The sequence below is a fragment of the Flavobacterium sp. AC274 genome (assembly GCF_979258275.1).
This window is the reverse complement of record NZ_OZ409852.1, coordinates 2,939,475-2,955,271: the sequence shown is the minus strand read 5'-3', so window position 1 is coordinate 2,955,271 and position 15,797 is coordinate 2,939,475. Positions and strand designations below refer to the sequence as shown.

Here is a 15,797-nt window from a genome sequence, read left to right as displayed (position 1 = left end):
CATATAATTTTAAAGATTGTAATTTTAAAGATTTGTAATCGGGCTGTATTTTGGTACTAACGCTTTCATTACGACCCAACCAATTAAGTAACAAACGGCGCAGATAGAGAAAATGATAAAATATCCGGCTTCAATTCCTTTAAAGCCCATAAAAACCATTTCTGTTTCTTTTGCGTGATCAAATAAAAGTCCTGATCCTTTATTAATTAAAGTTGAACCTAAACCTCCTGCCAAACCACCAATTCCGGTAATAGTTGCAATTGCTTTTTTAGGAAACATATCGCCTACAGTAGTAAAAATATTAGCCGACCATGATTGGTGTGCTGCTCCTGCAATACCAATAATGATAACAGGAATCCAATATGTTATATATCCTAAAGGCTGTGCAATTAAGGCTAATAAAGGAAAGAATGCAAAAATTAACATCGCTCTCATTCTTCCTTCGTACGGATTCATTCCTTTTTTCTCTACAAAATAAGTTGGCAGCCAACCTCCAATAATAGAAAGTAATGTGATCATGTAAAGCACAAATAATGGTAAAGCCGCCTGTGTAGAGTCCATTCCGTAAACAGAACTTAAATAAGCCGGTGTCCAGAACAAAAAGAACCACCAAACGCCATCTGTCATGAATTTACCAAAGGCAAAAGCCCAGGTTTGTTTGTATTTAAAACAATCTACAAAGGATACTTTTGTTGTAGTTTCCGGAACGTAACCTACAATTTTAGCATCAGCAATATCATCTTGTTGTATATATTCTAATTCTTCGGCGCTAACTCTTGGGTGCCTCTCTGGTTTATCATACATAAAAACCCAAAATCCCATCCAAACAAAACCAAGTGCTCCAATAATTATAAAAGCCATCTCCCAACCAAATGATTTTGCTATAAACGGAATCGAAATTGGCGCTGCCAAAGCTCCAACGGTTGCACCGGCATTAAAAATACTGGTAGAAAATGCTCTGTCTTTTTTAGGAAAATATTCAGCAGTTGTTTTGATGGCGGCAGGAAAATTTCCGGCCTCACCAATTGCAAGAATAAAACGGGCAAAAATAAATAAGCTTACACTTACGTTGATAACCATTCCGGTATCGTTAACATTTTTAATGATTTCCTTAGCGCCTTCAAAACCTACAAACCAGTTTCCAGTTATAATTCCTGAAGTTGCAATTCCGCAAAATGCGTGTAGACACGCACCTATAGACCAAATTCCGATAGCCCAAAGAAATCCTTTTTTAGTATCTAACCAATCCACAAATCTTCCTGCAAACAAAAGAGAAACTGCATAAAAAATAGAGAATAGCGCTGTGATATTCCCGTAATCGTTGTTTGTCCAATGAAATTCAGGAGCTATAAAATCACTCCATGTTAAAGAAAGTACTTGTCTGTCGAGATAATTGATAGTTGTTGCAAAAAATAATAGTGCACAAATACTCCAGCGATACTTTCCGGTGTTTTTTTGATTTGATTCATAATAATGTAATGGTTAGGCTAGTAATGTTAATAAATTTAAAATTTTTAATCTCACAAATGCAGTTTTGGTTAAGCATTGATCTTGAACTACATAACTTCTCTTTGTGCAATAAAATTTCAAATAATGTAATCGATTGCACAAATATAGTTCTTAATCTTAATATTCCAAATAAATTATATAAAAAATTATTTTGATGGTATAAATAAACATTTCATATAAAAAAATGAACTCAAATTTACACATTAAATAATATATTTGTTAAAACTGTATATGTGAAATTCATCCGATTTACGTGTGAAAATAGTACTAAAATCAGTACTTCAAAATCAATTTATAACAACTATTCTTATCGAAAGAGAAATAATACTTTTTAAGGGTTCTTAAACACTTTTAATCAATAAAAAAATATAAATTTGACTAACACCTTATAATAATCTATTAAAAACTTTGCACATTGAAAAAATTAACAGCCTTTATCGTAAAAAACTCATTTTTAAGCCTGATTTTTATTTTGGGAATTACAAATTTGTCACAAGCGCAAAACCAGGTTATCCCGCTTTGGAAAGTGATTCCACAAGAAATTAAAGCTCCTGATTATACAGAAAAAGAAGATATAAAAGATGGAAAAGTACAAAGCACAAGTCAGGTTTCAATACCTACTTTAAGTGTTTTTTTACCAAAAGGAATCAAACAAAATCAAACGGCTGTGGTTATTTTTCCAGGCGGCGGATATACACATCTGGCCATTGATAAGGAAGGAACTAAAGTGGCCGAATGGTTTAATTCTCAGGGAATTGTTGCTTTTGTTTTAAAATACAGATTGCCTAACAATTTAATTATGACGAATAAAACTGTTGGTCCATTACAGGATGCACAGGAAGCTATTCGAGTGATAAGACTAAATGCTGCCGTATGGAATATTGACCCAAATAAAATTGGTGTAATGGGATTTTCTGCCGGGGGACATCTGGCTTCGACTTTATCAACTCATTACGATGACAGGGTTTATGAAACTAGTTCAAAAATAAGTGCACGCCCAGATTTTTCACTTCTGATTTATCCTGTAATTTCTATGGAAAATGATATTACACACAAAGGATCTCAAATTAGTTTATTAGGCGAAAACGCTTCACAACAGGATATTGATTCATTTTCTAATGAAAAAAGGGTTACTGCACAAACTCCACCGGCTTTTTTAATACATGCTACGGATGATAATGTTGTTTTACCAGAAAATAGTATTAATTATTATTTGGCACTTAAAAAAAATGGAGTTACAGCCGAGTTACATTTATATGAAAAAGGAGGTCACGGTTTTGGTTTAGGCGTAAATGATACAAGCAAATTCTGGACAAAAGCCTGTGAGGAATGGCTTAAAAGTAATGGATATAAGAATTAAAGTATTATTTTTTCTCGCAGATTTCAAATGATTTAAGTAGATTTTTTTATATCTAATTATCGTGTGTCACCCTGAGCGGAGTCGAAGGGCGCTCCAATTGGAACGTGGGCTTCGACTCCGCTCTGCCTGACAATACAATATAGATATAACGAGCCATCAAAGAATCGAGATGTCAACGTAAAACTTATTTTTTAAAAATGCTTACATTTTTAAACAAATTGTATAAAACCGTTTTAAAACAAAAAGGCAAAACTCATAAAGTTTTGCCTTTTTTAATCAAAAAAAAAGAAATTAAAAAACAATTGAATTATTATTTTAAGCAGTTAATTCTTTTTCTGCTCTATTTTTTAGTTTAGAAACCGGAATTTCTTTAGTAACAACTTTAGGTTTTGCGGGTGATTTTTTACCGAATTTCTGTTTTCCCCACCAGATTATAAAACCTGTAATAGGTAAACTTGCTGAGATTAAACTGGCGAAAAAAGCCAAAAATTTCCCTGTAAGCCCAAGTACGCTTCCAACGTGGATATCATAATTCATTCTGCGAATTTTATCCGGTATATTGGCCTCAATATATTTTCCTGAAAAAGGCGTTTTTATAGAGATTTCCTTTAAAGTTTGCTGATCAAAACTATAACGATCCATATTATAGAAAGTATGTTTTTTTGTAAACAAAAGCTCCAATTGCATCTGCAGGTTTATCGGGAACAGTAACTAATATTCCGGCTGCCTGAGGATTTTGTTTTGAAAGATTCAATAATACTTTATCAACCGTAGTAATATTAAAAGCTTTAACAATCGTTGTATCTGATTTTGGAGACTCACGGCTTTCTGTTAATGGTTTTCCGCCGGATGTTACCCAATATAAGGATTTACTCCACCAGCCAAAACTCCACACTAAACCGGTAATCGAAATAAACAAAAGAAAAATCATGCTGTAAAAACCCAATACATTATGTAAATCATAATTTAAGCGTTTAAAACTAGCTGATAACTTGATTTTAAAACTTTTATCTCTTATTGATTTAATCCATTTTGTGGGCCACCACAATACAATACCTGAAATCAATAAAAACACAAAAATCAAAACAGCGACGCCTACAATTGGTCGGCCAATATCATATGGCAGCCACAAAGCACGATGTCCGTTAAGTATAAATCTGAAGAAATCAGGAGATTCACTTCTTGAAACAGATTTAATGTTTAATACTTCTCCTGTGTAAGGATTCATATAAACACTGGTAAAAATACCGCCTCTTCTTCTTTTAGATTTTTCTTCTTTACCTTTTTCCTTGCCTTTCCCTTTTCCTTTTTCTCTTTCTTTACCTTTTTCGTTGTCGCTTTTTGCAACATCTTTTTGGTTTCTTCCCTTACCTTCTCCTTTTTTATGTTCTGCTTTTCCTTCTCTGTCTTTGCCTTCTTTTTTCTCAGTAAAATAACCTACTATGGCGGCATCTTCTTTTCCTCCAAAAGTTACGCTTGTGGCATGTTTTCCTTTCATTGTTTTATCGGCAATTGTTATCAATTGCGAGGGCAATAAAAAAGCTTGTTCTTGTGGTTTTACAAATCTCCAGTCTTCAATAAAATCTTTTATTTCACTTTCGAAAACATAAATACAGCCTGTAAGACTGACAATAACTACAATTATTCCAGACGCTAATCCTAGCCACAAATGCAGCCAGGCCATAACGCGCTTAAAAAGTGATTTTTTACTTTTTTTCTTATTTGGATTTGAAGAAGAAAACATATTTTAATAAGTATAATTAAGGTAAATAAAAAAAGCCGCAAGCCTTTACAGGAAAGGCTAACGGCTTAAAAAAATTAATATTTTAATTTAGCAATAGCAGTAATTTGTCCACCTTCTACTTTCATACCTCTTGTAGCAACCGCAGTTGTACCATTGATTGTATAAATCCAGTTTCCTTCAGGAGTATTGATACCAATAATAGCAGCGTTACCATCTTCTGTAGTGATATTATAACGGCTTGTTGCAGATGTTAATGTTGCAGGGGCATTTGTTACCCATGTAAATGTCTGGTTGTAAACATCGGCTACAGCCAATTTAACAGCTCCGTTATTTTTACCCGCATTTCCGTACATCAACAATAAAAATTTGCCTTTGGAAATATAACTTGTAGAAGAAATTTTATATCCGCCAGACTTTTCTTCAACATTAAAGAAATAAGACTGATCAAACTCTGTAGTTCCTTTTTTGATTTTTACAATCGCAGATGGTTTTGTAGAAGTCAAAACTGCATTACTAGTAGCAATCGCACCAGAGAAACCGTAAGCATCACCGTTTTCATCCTGAAATAATCCGTTTGTAAAATAAGCTCCCAAATAACTTGTACGGTTATCTTTTATTACTTTTTCTAATTTAAGTTCAGGATAGTTGTAAACGGCAACCCAAGTACTATCAGGGTTTACTGTTCCAAAGTTATCAACTCCGTCTCCTTTAATACTCATATATGGCATGTATACTTTATCACCAACTTGTGTTGCCCAGGTAAAGAAAGCTCTTTCTCCGTTTCCGGCAAGAACTTTAGTGTCTTGCTGTGCTTCGCCGGTAATAAGTGAGTTTACTGCATCAATTTTATACATTGAAGCAATAGAAGCACCACTTCTTGGTACTTTAATTGTTAAAATATCCTTGTTTACAGCAGCAAAAACGTGTACAGTTTCTGCCTGAAAATCAGATTTTTTAACCAATTTCCCTTCAGTGTTTAAATTGTAAGTCGTTACAGCTCCGGGATTTCCTTGTCCGTAAAGTAAACTGAAAAAGTTATTTTGAGCAGTGATGTAGTAACGGTAAGTTCCGTCTTGTTCTACCCCGTTTCCAATAGTCGTTATCGATCCTGTAGAAACATCATCTGCTGTCAATAAATAATCTGCAACTCCGGTAGCTCCGGTTGTTGCTGTAATAATATATTTAGTTTTTCCGGTATCGCTTCCGCCACCTGTATCGTTTCCTGATTTATCATCACTGCTGCAAGAGAATGATGTAAAAGCAATTAATGCTGAGAATAAAGCTAAAGTGCTAAATTTTTTCATGTTATTATGGTTTGAATTATTAAATTATTTATTTGGATTTTGAGAAAAAATATCTCAGTTTAATATTGAAAGCCCTACTTGGTTTTTGCAATGAAAAATTGTCGTAAAGTTTATTGTCCAATACATTTTTACACTCTAAAGCAATATTGTATTTCCCATTTGCAAAAGTGTAAACAGCATTTAAGTCGTGATTAAACTGTTCCGGAATATCCAATTTATCATCACTTCCCATACTTGGCCAGTACAAATAATAAGCATGGACATATAGAAGATTATATCCAAGGGAAAGATTGTTTCCTTTTTTTATAAAATCAGGAAAAATATAACTTGCGTCTGCATTTCCAAACAAATAAGGCATATTTGGAACTCGGTCTTTGTAAACCGGAGATACATAGTCCTGATTCGGTTCGTATTCTGTCATATTGCGAATATTTTGATACGTTGCATTAACACCGGCGGTAAATCTGCTTCGGTACGAATAACGAATCTCTCCGTCGATTCCGTGATTGGTAACACGTCCCTGGTTAACATTTGTAGTCATCGTTTGATTATTATTCAATGTTGGGCGAATAAAATCTGTTGCATTACGATACAGCAAATTCATATCAAATGTTAAGGCATTTACTTTATTAAAACTGGTTTGGTAAGCAAAACCAATATTAAAATTATCGCTTGTTTCGGGTCTCAAATCAAGGTTTCCTTCCAGATTATCATTGACATTTCCAAAAACTTCATCAGTAGTTGGTAAACGATAACTTTTTTCGAAAGAGCCTTTTACCTGAAGATTTTGTCTTATATAATAGCTCGAAGCGCCTCCAAAACCATACGAAGAGGTTTTATCTTCATATTGTTGATAAGCAATATCTCCGGCATTTCCACTTGGGTTATAACTTCTTGAATAAGTCGTTGTTAGAGTGTAGCCTTTTACAAATACAGAACTACTCCATTTTTGATTGTAATCAAATTTATACCCGGCACCAACAACATTTTTTTGTATTTTTTTAGGTTGCTGATATACTAGTGATTCCGGAACCAGCTCATCACTTTCTTTTCTGTCAGAATTATTAAAAGTATTATTTAGCGAGAAGGAATGTCTTTCACCCAGACTGTATGTAATGTTTGTGGTGGCAATTGCGTTATTATTTTTAAATATTCTTAAAGTTCGGCTTCGCTCTGCTCCCTTACCTGGATATTCTTTATAATCTCCAAACCAATTGTATCTTCTAAAAACAGTGTCAATATTTTGTTCCTTACCAAAATTATAATTACCGGTAACATTGACATTTAAGTTTTTGGTAAACAAATCTTTTACCTGATATTTAAATGTGGGCATTAATGTCGTTCCTCTTTCATACATTTTTCCAAAAACACTTTTCATTCTGGCTCCTGTCTGAATATCAGCTTTGTTTTCGCCTGCTGTTAAACCAAACAACAACTTATCAGCATATTTTTTTCCGGTAATACCAATGTTTACAATTACAGTTTCATTTTTATAATGGTCGTGAAATTTTCGAACACGCTGATTAGGAAAATATGCCCCTGTATTTAAATCAGCTATATCAACATTAACCCAATAATTATTATCCGAGTAATTTTGAAAAGCATTAATTTCGGCAGTAAAACCATTTTTGGCAGTATACCCGGCATTTAATGTTGAACGGTGCGTATTAAACGATCCAAAAGAATAAGAAGCATCAAGATAAGTACGAGGTTTGCTATTGGTCACAATATTCACGGCACCTCCCAAAGCATCTCCTCCCAACCAAATTGGCACAACACCTTTGTAAACCTCTACTCTATCTGCAAGATTTATAGGAATATTATTCATTTGAAAAGAAGATCCAAAATTATCCATAGGCACTCCATCAATAAAAATCTTTACCTGATTACCTGTAAAACCGTTAATAGAAAGCTCTGAACGAGATCCTACACCTCCGGATTCACGAACACGAACTCCCGAAACTCTGTCTAAAGCATGTGCCAAATCGAGCGTAGAATTATGTAGTTTTTTTGCATCAATAGCAGTAACATTATAAGCTTGTTTATTTACTTTTTCAACCTGTGAACGACCTAACACAGTAACACTCTCCAATTCATTTAATTCACTTTCTAGCTGAAACTGAATATTTACATCTTTGTCTGAAACTTCAATACTTTTTTTATGGGTGGAAAAACCAATTGCGGTAATTTTTAAAGTGTATTTTCCCGGCTTAATATTCTTGAAAGTAAAGTTTCCGTTTTCATCAGAAATCAGACTTAAGTCAGTTTTTTCTATAAAAATTGTCGCATACGGAATTGTCTGACCAGAATTTTCTTTGACCTGTCCTGAAACCGAAACCCCTCGATTTTGCTGGGAAAATGATAAGAACGAAAAGAGAAAAATTATACTTGAAAATAAAAATTTGTGAGTTGTCATATTTTTAATTAGACTAATTATAAATAACTTTGGCACAAAAGTACTCTCAACTGCTCCAAAAAAGTTAGGGAAAAACGGATTATTATTTTGTAAAAACGGATTATATTTTGAAAATCAAATCGACATTATCAGCCTACGAAAAACCAATTATAAAAATTGAAATAAAAGATCATTACGACCCAAAAAGTCATTTATCTGAAGAAAATATTCATATAGAAAACGGAGATTTAGAAAATATAAAAAGTACCATTTTAGCGACAGACGGAATGGTTTTAATTGATACTCAGATGTATTTTGAGAAACCACAAACAGAAGTATTTGAAATTAGTGAAGAGTGTATCGTAATGGATTTTATCAATTGCAATAACATTGAAACCGATATTGAGCAGCTGGAAAATGAAAAATATCTTAAAGATAACACACACAATATTTTCTACACCACAAAATTTAAAGGCACTTTTAAAATTCCCGCCTTCGAACAAACGAATTATTTATGCATTATTTTGACAAAAGACTTCTATTATAATATTATAAATGAAGATTGGGAACTGCACAAAAAATTTTCAAAAAACATTCTTCTTAAAAAAGCCACTTATTTAACTTCAAAATATATTCCGTTTACTCCAGCCATTCAATGGATTATATACGAAATTAAAAGCTGTACACGTCAGGGAGCCCTAAAAAAATGTATATAGAAGCCAAGATTAAAGAATTGCTTATTCATCAGCTTGAAGCGATTATTGACCGGCCGGCAGTTAGCGAAATTGTAAATGAAGAAGAATACTCTAAATTACAGGAAGCCAAACAAATTATTGAAAAAGATTGCGCCCATGCCCCTACTCTTACTGAACTATCCAGAATGATTTCGCTAAACGAATTCAAACTAAAAAAGGTTTTAAAGCTTGTTTTGGAACTACTGTCAAGAGTTATATTATCAAACTCAGAATGGAAAATGCAAAGGAATTATTTAAAAGTAAGGGATTGACAGTAAGCGAAGTTGCCTATAAATGCGGCTATAAGGATGTTTCACATTTTTCGGCTGCTTTTAAAAGTTTTTATGGCTTTTCTCCGCAAAAAATCAAAATTAACTGGGATATTATCAACTTCTGGATTACCGGAATTCTTTTATTAGGCTAAATAAAAAAGGGTTTTCAAATTAGCTAACGTGTAGCCAATCTAAAAACCCTATAAAAATTAGACAGTATTGTATTTATTTTCAAATTGATACAACGACCACGATCAATGATTTGTCAAATTTTGTTTTAACTAAACTTGTTTTTTCCAAAAAACCTGTAATTTAAAAGTAAGAGATATGTACAAGTCAAAAACTCACTTATCCTTACTTTCACGGCGCAAAACTACAAGCTACTTTTTAAAATAGCTTACGGCTTTCCTCATTCTAACATTATTTTAGAAAGAAGTTACTAAGTGGCTAAGGCTCTAAGATGCTAAGGTCTTCTTTATTAATATTCTACATTTTTCATTCTTAAGAAATCAGCAATTAAAAATTTTAGATTTTTTTCTTGTCCTGGATTAAGTCATCAAGATCTCTTTCATTTATACATTTGTAAAATAAATTAGTAGTTCTTAGAAAAATTGATGATTCTTAATTTTTAAAAAAGACAATTAAAACAAAATTTTAGTTCTTGTTCTAGGTTAAGTTATCACCCTCTTTTTAACAACTACATTTGTCAAATAAATTAGTAGTTCTTAGAAAAATTGATGATTCTTAATTCTTAAAAAAAACAATTAAAACAAAAAATTAGTTCTTGTTCTAGGTTAAGTTATCACACTCTTTTTAACTGCTACATTTGTCAAATAAATTAGTAGTTCTTAGAAAAATTGATGATTCTTAATTCTTAAAAAAGACAATTAAAAACAAAAAATTAGTTCTTGTCCTAGGTTAAGTTATCACCTTCTTTTTAACTGCTACATTTGTCAAATAAATTAGTAGTTCTTAGAAAAATTGATGATTCTTAATTCTTAGAAAGAAATTAAAAACAAAATTTTAGTTCTTGTCCTAGGTTAAGTTATCACCTTCTTTTTAACTGCTACATTTGTCAAATAAATTTGTAGTTCTTAGAAAAATTGATAATCTTAATTCTAAAAAAAAACAATTAAAATAAAAATTTAAGTTCTTGTTCTAGATTAAGTTATCACCTTCTTTTTAACTGCTACATTTGTAAAATAAATTACTGAATCATGAAAATATTAGAATTTTTAATACTCGGAAAAAACGAAGAAATCTTACCAATTTTACTTCGACTTGTAAACGCAAATGAGAATTGGAATGGAGTAAGTTTCAACGATGAAGAAATTGCTCAAAAATATTTTCTAAACAACAAAATCGATATTGTTCTGTTGAGTTCCGGAATCGAAGATCATATCGAAAAAGAGTTTACTTCTTTTTGTTTAAAACATCAGCCAGAAGTAGAAGTAATTGAACATTTTGGTGGTGGAAGCGGCTTATTAAAATCCGAAATACAACACCGATTATATCTTAAAGGAAAAATTTAGGTACCAAAAATTTCCTTTTCAAAATTCACTAAAAGCTTTAAATATCGTATTCACGAATATCCAATGTTAAATTGACGATATATCGTTAAAATCTTTATTGCCTTTTTTGAAAAACCTTTTAAAATCAACGTTTTAGAAATAAGGCATTCCATTTGAATGTAAGACGTTGAAAATCAAATGCAAAATATTTTTTAAAAAACCATTTATCAACAACAAAATTTAATTATCATGAAAAAATTAATCTTAACAGCAGCTTTATTATTTGTAACTTTTATAGGTTTCGCACAAAAACCAAGTCCGGCATTATTAGATCCAACAAACCATACATTGGTACTTATTGATTATGAAAGCCAAATGGCATTTGCCGTAAGCAACATTCCAATCGATCAGCTTAGAAATAACACAGCTTTAGTTGCAGGTGCTTCAAAAATCTTCAAAGTTCCAACAATTGTTACAACTGTGGCCGAAAAATCATTCAGCGGACCTGTTTTTAAAGAAATTGAAGAATTTTATCCACAAAAAACTTCAAACTACATCGATCGTACTTCAATGAATACCTGGGAAGATGTTCCTGCTCACAAAGCAATTACGGAAAAAGGAAAAAAGAAAATCGTTTTTGGAGGATTATGGACAAGTGTTTGTATCGTAGGACCAACATTATCAGCAATAAACGAAGGTTATGATGTGTATGTTATTACAGATGCAAGTGGGGATGTTTCTAAAGAAGCTCACGAAATGGCTGTAACACGTATGGTTCAGGCAGGTGCTCATCCAATAACTTCATTACAATATTTATTAGAATTACAACGTGACTGGGCGCGTCAGGGAACTTATGTAGCCGTTACAGATCTTGTTAAAAAATACGGTGGTGCATACGGTGTTGGTGTACAATACGCTCACGAAATGCTAAAACATTAATTCTTTTTTAATTAAAAATTGGGAATTAAAAATTAAAAATCTCTAAATCTGCGAATCTCCGTGAAAAAATTTAAACATATAGAATATAGATTTTTAAATTTTAAAACGCCACAGAAAACCATTACACTAAACATTTTTAATTTTTAATTCTAAATTTTTAATTAAAATCTACCTAAGAAAGGCTGTGTTAAGTCACAGCCTTTTTTTTACCCAAAACCCAATAAAAACCATTATTATGAAACTGAATATCAAAATATTAGCCTTTTTACTAATCATTTCGCTGCCTATTTTCGCTCAAGGCAAAAAAGCCACACTCATCGTTCATCATGCCGTTATTCATACTTTGGATGATAAAAACACAATTGTTGAAGCTATGGCTGTAGCCGATGGTAAAATTTTGAAAACAGGAAAAAACAGTGAAATTTTAAAATTAAAAGACAAAAAAACCACTGTAATCGATGCAAAAGGAAAAGTAATTATTCCCGGAATATTTGATTCTCATATGCATATTATTCGTGGTGGAAGATTCTTTAATACCGAATTGCGCTGGGATGGCGTTCGATCATTAAAAAGAGCTTTGGCAATGTTGAAAGAACAGGCACAAAGAACTCCAAAAGGACAATGGGTTCGCGTTGTTGGCGGGTGGAATGCTTATCAATTTGAAGAAAAAGACTACCAACTCTTGAAGAAATAAACGAGGCAACAGGTGATGTTCCAACTTTTGTTCTTCATTTGTATGGGCACGCTTATCTTAATAAAGCCGGATTAACAGCTTTAAAAATAGATGCAAATACACCAAACCCAAATGGCGGACTTGTAGAGAAAGATGCCTCTGGAAACCCAACCGGATTATTAGTTGCAGAACCAAACGCATTCATTTTATACTCGACACTTTCAAAACTTCCTGAATTATCTCCGGAAGAAAAAATAAACTCAACAAAACAATTCATGACCGAAATGAATCGTCTTGGCGTAACGGCAATTATTGATGCAGGCGGCGGGTTTCAAAACTTCCCTGACGATTATGGCGTAACAAACGGATTATGCAAAGACAGTGATCTTACCATTAGAATGCCTTATTATTTATTTGCCCAAAAAGCAGGAAGCGAACTTAACGATTATACAAAATGGGTAAGCACAGTTGAAATTGGCGAAGGCTGCGACGATCACGATACAGATAAAGTAGAATATCACGCTCAGGGAGCCGGAGAAAACCTTGTAATGAGTGCCGGAGATTTTGAAAACTTTGACAAACCAAGACCGGAATTAAGCCCTGCAATGGAAGGTCAACTAAAATCAGTTCTTTCTCTTTTGGTTAAAAACAGATGGCCATTTAGAATTCATGCAACTTATAATGAAAGCATTACACGTTTCTTAAACGTTATTGAAGAAATTGATAAAGAAACGCCGCTAAACGGACTTTTATGGTTTTTCGATCACGGAGAAACCGTTTCTCTGGAAAATTTAAAACGTATTAAAGCTTTAAACGGAGGTTTGGCAATTCAGCACAGAATGGCTTATCAGGGTGAAAGTTTTATTAAAAGATATGGAAAAACGGCTGCTGCAAACACCGTTCCGCTGAAAAAGATTCTTGAAATGGGAATCAAAGTTGGAATGGGAACCGACGGAACTCGTGTTGCCAGCTACAATCCGTGGGTAGGTTTGTATTGGTTAACAACCGGAAAAACTCTAGGCGGTTTAAAATATATGAACGACGAAAATATTCAGGACAGAACTGCTGCTCTTAAATTATTTACTTACGGAAGTGCGCAATTAATTAATTTAGAAAAAGACCGCGGAATGCTTACAGCAAATAAACTAGCCGATTTTGCCATTCTTTCTGACGATTATTTCAACACGCCGGAAGAAAAAATATTAAACATCGAATCAGAACTTACTGTTGTAAACGGAAAAGTGGTGTATGCCGATAATGACTTTAGAACATTTGCACAACCAACTCCAAAAGCAATTCCGGATTGGAGCCCGGTAAACTATTTTGGAGGTTATCAAAAAAATTAAATTATGAAGACTATATTCCGATTATTGTTGCTTTTGGGAATCTTTTTTCTGCAAATGCACAGCAAAGACCAGTTTTTCAAAAGCTGCGATATGACGATGATTTGACTTATTTAAAGGATTCTACCAGAAATTGGTACGAAAAAATCAAATATATCCCACTAAGCCAGAACAGTAACTATTATGCCACTATTGGCGGTGAAGCAAGATTGCAATATACTTATACTATAAATGATAAATGGGGCGATGACTCTGATGAAGGCGACGGTTATTTACTTTCTCGTTATCTCCTTCATGCTGATATTCATTTGGGAATTTTCAGAACATTTGTTGAATTACAAAGCAGTCTAGCCAACAGCAAAACTGATCCAAGTCCGGTTGATGAAAATGAATTGGACTTTCACCAGGCATTTCTGGACATTGATTTTATTAAAAATGAAAACGAACGTTTTACATTGCGTTCCGGGAGACAGGAAATGTCGTATGGTTCGCAGCGTTTAATAGCAGTTCGCGAAGGTCCAAACAGTCGTCTTGCTTTTGATGCTGTCAAATTATTTTACAAAAAACAATTGGCAAACAGATGCCTTTTATACGCATCCTATTGCCAATAAACAGGGAACTTTTAACGATGGATTTAATGAAAATGCCCAATTCTGGGGAAGCTATACAGTAATTCATAAAGTGCCTTTTATCCAGAATATCGATTTTTATTATTTAGGATTATGGAAAAAAAGAGCCGTTTTTGACGATGCCATTGGCGAAGAAAATCGTCAGTCTATCGGAACAAGAATCTGGAAAAACAAAGGAAACTGGAAATATGATTTTGAAGGATTATACCAATTCGGAAACCTAAATCAAAAAACAATCTCGGCCTGGACACTTTCCTCTTTTGCTTGTTATACTTTTTCAGAAGTAAAATTTAATCCCGAAATTGGACTAAAAACAGAAATTATTTCCGGAGATAAAAATTCAGATGATAATCATTTACAAACCTTTAATCCCTTATACCCGAGAGGTGCTTATTTTGGATTAGTTGCCCTAATTGGCCCGTCAAATTTAATTGATATCCATCCTTCGATTGATTTTACTTTAACTGAAAAATTAGGTCTTGGATTTGATTGTGATATTTTCTGGAGACAAACTATAAGTGATGGTTTATATGCGCCAAATATGCAATTATTATATTCAGGAAAAGATACTACAGAACGTTTTATAGGCTCACAATTCATCTCCAATTTAGATTATACTGCCAATGATTTTCTGTCTTTTACATTAGAAAGCGGTTGGTTTAATGCAGGTTCATTCTTAAAAGAAGTTGGTACAGGAAAAGATTATTTTTATGCAGCTTTGACGGCTCAATTTAAATTCTAAATTTGTGTAAACCAAATCACAAAATGGAAAAGAAATATTCGGTTGCCATTTATCCTTCCCAAGAAGTAATTGATGCTGTCAAAACAATGAAGGATTATTTAAAAAGCAAAATAGATTGGTACAACAGCTGTAATTCTGTGGCTCATATTACAATTTGTGAATTCAGTATTGATGAATCTCAAATCGAAAAATACAAACAAAAACTTTTTAAGATTTGCGATACGTTTACACCTTTTCAGGTAAATTTAGATCATTTTGGATCTTATGTAAATGGTGCCTTTTTCATCGCACCAAATGAACATTCAGCCAATCATCTAAAGCCGATCATGAAAAAAACTCAGGAAGCTTTAAAACCTTTAAAACTCAAAAAAAGCGACGATCCACATATGTCTATTGGCAGAAAATTAATTCCCGAAAATCTTAAAATTGCTTCACAGCTTTTTACCACAATTAATATTGATTTTTTGTGCTGTGAAATTGTTTTACGAGAATTTGATCCTATAAAAAAACAGTTTTTTGTTATTGATACCTTTTCTTTTAATGGCAATTCACAACCAGAATTAATTCAGGGAAGTTTGTTTTGAGTTTGCCACGAAGAGACCAAGACACAAAAATTAAAAAACACAATATATAAACATAGCC

General features: G+C 32.9%; 12 protein-coding genes and 2 pseudogenes. 9 read left to right on the top strand and 5 right to left on the bottom strand.

Annotation, left to right across the window (positions count from 1 at the left end; all coding sequences use genetic code 11):
* Window positions 1-24: 24 nt before the first annotated feature.
* Window positions 25-1,428: an MFS transporter gene (locus ACZZZT_RS13355; protein WP_463462429.1), complete on the bottom strand. Its 1,404-nt coding sequence runs from the start codon at window positions 1,426-1,428 to the stop codon at window positions 25-27.
* A gap of 496 nt (window positions 1,429-1,924) precedes the next feature.
* On the opposite strand from ACZZZT_RS13355, the gene ACZZZT_RS13350 reads away from it, so the two are divergent.
* Window positions 1,925-2,869, top strand: coding sequence for an alpha/beta hydrolase (locus ACZZZT_RS13350; protein ID WP_463460736.1), 945 nt, complete (start codon window positions 1,925-1,927; stop codon window positions 2,867-2,869).
* A gap of 315 nt (window positions 2,870-3,184) precedes the next feature.
* Here the strand turns inward: ACZZZT_RS13350 and ACZZZT_RS13345 are convergent, their stop codons facing one another.
* From ACZZZT_RS13345 to ACZZZT_RS13330, 4 genes are all read right to left on the bottom strand, one after another.
* Entirely contained in the window at window positions 3,185-3,541 is a 357-nt protein-coding gene (locus ACZZZT_RS13345; protein ID WP_463460735.1) for a PepSY domain-containing protein, read from the bottom strand.
* Window positions 3,513-4,613, bottom strand: coding sequence for a PepSY-associated TM helix domain-containing protein (locus ACZZZT_RS13340; protein WP_463460734.1), 1,101 nt, complete (start codon window positions 4,611-4,613; stop codon window positions 3,513-3,515). The genes ACZZZT_RS13345 and ACZZZT_RS13340 overlap by 29 nt, the downstream gene beginning before the upstream one ends.
* Before the next feature lie 74 nt (window positions 4,614-4,687).
* Window positions 4,688-5,917, bottom strand: coding sequence for a DUF4374 domain-containing protein (locus ACZZZT_RS13335; RefSeq protein ID WP_463460733.1), 1,230 nt, complete (start codon window positions 5,915-5,917; stop codon window positions 4,688-4,690).
* Window positions 5,918-5,945: 28 nt separating this feature from the next.
* A complete protein-coding gene (locus ACZZZT_RS13330) occupies window positions 5,946-8,333 on the bottom strand; it encodes a TonB-dependent receptor (protein WP_463460732.1) in 2,388 nt (795 codons plus the stop codon).
* A gap of 107 nt (window positions 8,334-8,440) precedes the next feature.
* Here ACZZZT_RS13330 and ACZZZT_RS13325 point away from each other — a divergent pair, with 107 nt between their 5' ends.
* The 8 genes and pseudogenes from ACZZZT_RS13325 to ACZZZT_RS13290 all read left to right on the top strand — a co-directional run bounded on the left by ACZZZT_RS13325 (window position 8,441) and on the right by ACZZZT_RS13290 (window position 15,739).
* Entirely contained in the window at window positions 8,441-9,028 is a 588-nt protein-coding gene (locus tag ACZZZT_RS13325) for a hypothetical protein (protein ID WP_463460731.1), read from the top strand.
* The gene (locus ACZZZT_RS13320; protein WP_463460730.1) at window positions 9,019-9,318 is read left to right on the top strand and encodes a hypothetical protein; all 300 of its coding nucleotides are present in this window, start codon (window positions 9,019-9,021) and stop codon (window positions 9,316-9,318) included. Before ACZZZT_RS13325 ends, ACZZZT_RS13320 begins: the two co-directional genes overlap by 10 nt.
* On the top strand, window positions 9,210-9,470 hold the full coding sequence (locus tag ACZZZT_RS13315; protein WP_463462428.1) for a helix-turn-helix domain-containing protein: 261 nt from the start codon (window positions 9,210-9,212) through the stop codon (window positions 9,468-9,470). Before ACZZZT_RS13320 ends, ACZZZT_RS13315 begins: the two co-directional genes overlap by 109 nt.
* A gap of 1,065 nt (window positions 9,471-10,535) precedes the next feature.
* Window positions 10,536-10,850 (top strand): hypothetical protein, encoded by a 315-nt coding sequence (locus ACZZZT_RS13310; RefSeq protein ID WP_463460729.1) that lies wholly within the window; start codon window positions 10,536-10,538, stop codon window positions 10,848-10,850.
* A 228-nt stretch (window positions 10,851-11,078) separates the two neighbouring features.
* Window positions 11,079-11,768: a hydrolase gene (locus ACZZZT_RS13305; protein ID WP_042565590.1), complete on the top strand. Its 690-nt coding sequence runs from the start codon at window positions 11,079-11,081 to the stop codon at window positions 11,766-11,768.
* 235 nt (window positions 11,769-12,003) lie between these two features.
* Window positions 12,004-13,787 (top strand): annotated as a pseudogene (locus ACZZZT_RS13300) (amidohydrolase).
* A pseudogene (locus ACZZZT_RS13295) lies at window positions 13,745-15,155 on the top strand (alginate export family protein). Before ACZZZT_RS13300 ends, ACZZZT_RS13295 begins: the two co-directional pseudogenes overlap by 43 nt.
* A gap of 23 nt (window positions 15,156-15,178) precedes the next feature.
* Window positions 15,179-15,739 carry a 2'-5' RNA ligase family protein gene (locus ACZZZT_RS13290; RefSeq protein ID WP_463460728.1) on the top strand — a complete coding sequence of 187 codons (561 nt, stop codon included), beginning with the start codon at window positions 15,179-15,181 and terminating at the stop codon, window positions 15,737-15,739.
* Window positions 15,740-15,797: the final 58 nt, after the last annotated feature.

Coding starts and splice junctions, on each gene's coding strand:
- ACZZZT_RS13310 (WP_463460729.1), top strand. CDS start 10,536: ATGAAAATATTAGAATTTTTAATACTCGGAAAAAACGAAGAAATCTTA.
- ACZZZT_RS13305 (WP_042565590.1), top strand. CDS start 11,079: ATGAAAAAATTAATCTTAACAGCAGCTTTATTATTTGTAACTTTTATA.
- ACZZZT_RS13335 (WP_463460733.1), bottom strand. CDS start 5,917: ATGAAAAAATTTAGCACTTTAGCTTTATTCTCAGCATTAATTGCTTTT.
- ACZZZT_RS13330 (WP_463460732.1), bottom strand. CDS start 8,333: ATGACAACTCACAAATTTTTATTTTCAAGTATAATTTTTCTCTTTTCG.
- ACZZZT_RS13320 (WP_463460730.1), top strand. CDS start 9,019: ATGTATATAGAAGCCAAGATTAAAGAATTGCTTATTCATCAGCTTGAA.
- ACZZZT_RS13290 (WP_463460728.1), top strand. CDS start 15,179: ATGGAAAAGAAATATTCGGTTGCCATTTATCCTTCCCAAGAAGTAATT.
- ACZZZT_RS13340 (WP_463460734.1), bottom strand. CDS start 4,613: ATGTTTTCTTCTTCAAATCCAAATAAGAAAAAAAGTAAAAAATCACTT.